Source organism: Marisediminicola senii, assembly GCF_011057645.1.
Classification (GTDB): domain Bacteria; phylum Actinomycetota; class Actinomycetes; order Actinomycetales; family Microbacteriaceae; genus Marisediminicola; species Marisediminicola senii.
Window position 1 is genome coordinate 1 of the sequence record NZ_JAALGE010000091.1, and the last position, 3,380, is coordinate 3,380.

Below are 3,380 nucleotides of genomic sequence, written 5' to 3' on the forward strand. Positions count from 1 at the left end.
GCGGTCATCGTGATGATGCCTTTCGAGTCGAGGTAAGAGACTTCTCGAAGGATCACACGGTGACCGCGTCCACGTCTTCACGACGAGCCGGGCCACCGCGGCTACACCACTATGCGGGACTCAACTCCTGGAAGTGGCCCGGGGTTGTCGGCCACGTTTGGCCCCATCTAGCCGGATCGTGCAGCTGGTTCGTGCTCGAGATCAGAAGTATCGTCGGGTAATGACGGTTGAAAGTGGCGAGATCTGTCGGTAACAACGCCAGTTGCCACTTGGTGTCACGTGCTTTGGGGGACTGCATCGATCTCAAGAGTCTTGTCGTGGCCCTTTCCGGATTGGCGGTCCGGTCAGACTCGCCAGAGCTCGTCGGTGGGTTTGGGATGGGCACCGTCGGCTGTATGGATGATCTTGAGCAGTAGCCGATTCAGCTCGGCACTCTCCTCGAGGGTCAACCCTTCGGCGGTGAGATCGTTCGCGCTCTGTGCGATGGGCCTGATCTCATCGAGGGCGAGGATGCCATCGGCTGAGATCCGCACCGGGTTGCGTCGACCGCGTGTGCGGTCACCGGTGCGCTGAATCAGGCCGCGTTCCTCCAACCCGTCGAGGAGCGTGGTGATGCTCTGCGGTCGCACCAGTACAGACCGGGCGAGGTCGGCCTGACTCATCTCGCCCACGGCAGCGAGGTGGGCGAGCGCACCGAAGTGGATCGGAGTCAGATCGTGGGCAGCGAGGCGGTCGGCCAATCGCTGCCCGGCGTAGCGGGCGACGCGGACGACGCTCCAGGTCAAGACCGCGTCCAGTTCTTCCACCGTCATGTTTTCGGGTTTTGCCATAGACACATCATTCCGTCAGGTTGCCCGCTTAGCCTCATCTAACAGAAATCTGTTAGTTAGCGGAGGGGATCGCGATGGACGACACAACGATCCACAACCGGCGGCGCGTCGTGGAGCTGGTGAAGGCTGCCCAGGTGGCGATGCTGACCACCATGACTCCTCAGGGTAAGCATGTCAGTCGACCGATGGGTCTCCAAGATGCCGAATTCGATGGCGATCTGTGGTTCCTCGCGGACGAGAATTCGGCGAAGGTCGCGCAGATCCGTGCAATACCGGAGGTGAACGTGTCTTTCTCGGATGACAAGCACCACACCTGGACCTCGATTGCCGGGCGAGCCGAGGTCGTGCACAACCGGGAGAAGGCCGATCAACTCTTCACCCCGGTATTAAAGGCGTGGTTCCCCGAGGGAGTCGAGACGCCGGGACTGGTCCTCGTCAAGGTCGAGTCCGACTCAGCCGAATACTGGGAGGGGCCGACCACCACCGTCGCGTTCGTAGCAGGAATAGTGCGCGCGGTCGTGACCGGAACCCCGAAGAAAGACCCGATCCGGAACGACACGGTCGACTTGTGACGATCGACCTGCACGTTGAGGCCGCTGACTCGTCGTCACCACAGACCCCGCTCGAATCACAGACCCGACCCCTCGAAACCGCCACTGGACCACGGCGCACCCAATGGACCCTGGGCTCGGTCCGCGTCTGGCGGGGTCTCCTCGTATGGCTTCACATCATCTCCGCCGTGACCTGGACGAGTCAGGCACTGACCCTGATGGTGCTCCTGGGCATTAGCGCCGCCTCGCCGCCGGGTGAACTCAAGCTAGCCACCGCGGAAGTAGCAGAACTACTCGACCTCAAGATCTTGGGGACCTCCGCTATCACCGCGGCGTTCACCGGCTTCGGACTCGCCGCGGTCACCACCTGGGGGTACTTCCACCACTGGTGGGTCTCGACCAAGTTCGTCCTCACGATCGTTCAGATCCTCATCGGCTCTCTGCTGATCGCCGAGGCCCTACCCGTGATCGTCGATGCTGCTCGTGCAGGCACCGACGGACCCGTCGTGTTCTACACCGTCGTCCTCGGACTGATGACGGTCGGCCTGTCCTTCCAGGTGTGGTTGTCCGTGGCCAAGCCGTTCGGCCGTACCGCCATGGGAGAGCAGGCCAAGCAACGAGGGTCCGGAGGCCATCTGTCCACGGCGCCGGCAGCGGTCATCGCGGCGGTGTTCGTCGCTGCACTGCTCGACATCGTGCCGAGCGCTCTGCTCTCGATCCCCCTGCCGATCCTTTCCCTGCCCACGCTGACCGTGGCCCTGGTCCTCCGCCAGCGCCATAACCGCCGCGGTGCCGCGGACTCGGCAGCCGATCGCGGGGACGGCGTCACCACCGGTGTCATCCCGAGCGTGGTCCTCCGGAGAGTCGACTCCGCCACCGAGGTCGTCTCTCTCCGGCTGACTACGACAGACGGCTCGACACTGCCGTCGTGGGAGCCCGGAGCGCACATCGACCTCCGCCTCGCCTCCGGCAAGGTCCGGCAGTACTCCCTACATGGCGACCCTTCCGATCGCTCTGCCTACGACATCTCGGTACTCCGCGAGTCCGCGGGCCTGGGCGCCTCGATCGAGATCCACAACCTGCAGGAAGGCTCCCCCGTGAAGATCGGTGGGCCTCGGAACAACTTCCCGCTCGTTGAGGCACCGTCCTATCTCTTCATCGCCGGGGGGATCGGTATCACCGCGCTCAAGCCGATGATCGAACGACTCGACGCAGCAGGCGCCGATTGGCGCTTGATCTACCGGGGAAAGACGCGAAGGGGGATGTTGTGCGCCGATGACTTCGACGCGAAGTATCCGACGCGGGTACGGGTCCTGCCTGCGGACACGTCGCCTCGGCCGGATCTGTCAGAACAGTTGCGCTCTGTACCTCCTGGGGGTGCGGTGTACTGCTGCGGTCCGCAGCAACTCATGGATGCGGTCAGCGAGGCCATGGTCACCGCATGTCCCCAGGGAACCCTGTACCTCGAACGGTTCACGGCCACCGTGAAAGACGACTCACAGAACCGGGCCTTCCAGGTGGTGCTGCCGAGTACGAGCACGGTCGTGGACGTCCCCGCCGAGAGCACCATGCTGGAGAGTCTGCGGGGCGTGCTCCCCGACTCACCCGCTTCCTGCGAGACGGGGGTGTGTGGAAGCTGCGAGATGCGCGTGCTCGCCGGGCGCCCGGAGCACCGTGACGACATCCTCACCGGTACCGCTCGTGAGCGCACCGACATCGTCTACCCCTGTGTCTCCCGCTCGCGCGACCCCCTTCTCGTCCTCGACGCATGAACGGGACATCCCCGTGCATCCTGCCCTTCGGTGCGAACACTGTTGATGGCGACCTCCGAACCTAAAACGTTCATGTCGACATCGACGGCGGAGCGGTGCTGCTCGGGTCAAGTCCCCGGTGGTGGTGTAGCGGTGTCCTTCGGTTTGGGGGTTAGGCGCTGAGTCCGAGGGCGGGTTCGGTGGTCACCTCGGTTCCGGTGTCGGGGACGAGGGTGAGGCGGGATCTG

3 protein-coding genes are annotated in these 3,380 nt (G+C 64.0%); 2 read left to right on the plus strand and 1 reads right to left on the minus strand.

Annotated elements, in window-relative coordinates; translation table 11 throughout:
- Positions 1 to 344 precede the first annotated feature (344 nt).
- Positions 345 to 830, minus strand: coding sequence for a MarR family winged helix-turn-helix transcriptional regulator (locus G5S38_RS15250; protein WP_165070457.1), 486 nt, complete (start codon positions 828 to 830; stop codon positions 345 to 347).
- 74 nt (positions 831 to 904) lie between these two features.
- Here G5S38_RS15250 and G5S38_RS15255 point away from each other — a divergent pair, with 74 nt between their 5' ends.
- Positions 905 to 1,402 (plus strand): pyridoxamine 5'-phosphate oxidase family protein, encoded by a 498-nt coding sequence (locus G5S38_RS15255; RefSeq protein WP_165070459.1) that lies wholly within the window; start codon positions 905 to 907, stop codon positions 1,400 to 1,402.
- A 167-nt stretch (positions 1,403 to 1,569) separates the two neighbouring features.
- Positions 1,570 to 3,153 (plus strand): PDR/VanB family oxidoreductase, encoded by a 1,584-nt coding sequence (locus G5S38_RS15260; protein WP_165070461.1) that lies wholly within the window; start codon positions 1,570 to 1,572, stop codon positions 3,151 to 3,153.
- Positions 3,154 to 3,380: the final 227 nt, after the last annotated feature.